Source organism: Pseudoalteromonas sp. RB2-MNA-CIBAN-0110 (assembly GCF_040309305.1).
Lineage (GTDB): Bacteria > Pseudomonadota > Gammaproteobacteria > Enterobacterales > Alteromonadaceae > Pseudoalteromonas > Pseudoalteromonas arctica.
Genome location: NZ_JBEOOQ010000298.1, coordinates 1 through 244 on the forward strand (window position 1 = coordinate 1; position 244 = coordinate 244).

The 244-nt window shown below is 41.4% G+C and carries 1 pseudogene; it reads left to right on the plus strand.

The window, feature by feature from the left end:
* Window positions 1-244, plus strand: a pseudogene (locus tag AAEY68_RS21565) (sodium:proton antiporter); the annotation flags it as partial.

Sequence of the window (244 nt, forward strand, 5' to 3'; positions counted from 1 at the left end):
GTATTGATGAAAGCTTCATTAAGAATATCACCCAAAACGACGATAAATCGCTCACTATTACTTTAATTTTGCCATTTGCTGCACAGTCGGAAATGCCAATGGTGGCAGAGCATGTTACTAACGCTCTCAAGGTGGCAGTAACTGTGTCGGCCACGGTAGAGCTTAAAGAGCCTGCAAAATTTAAAACAATTAAACATATTGTGCTTATTGCTTCAGGTAAAGGCGGGGTGGGTAAATCGACTAC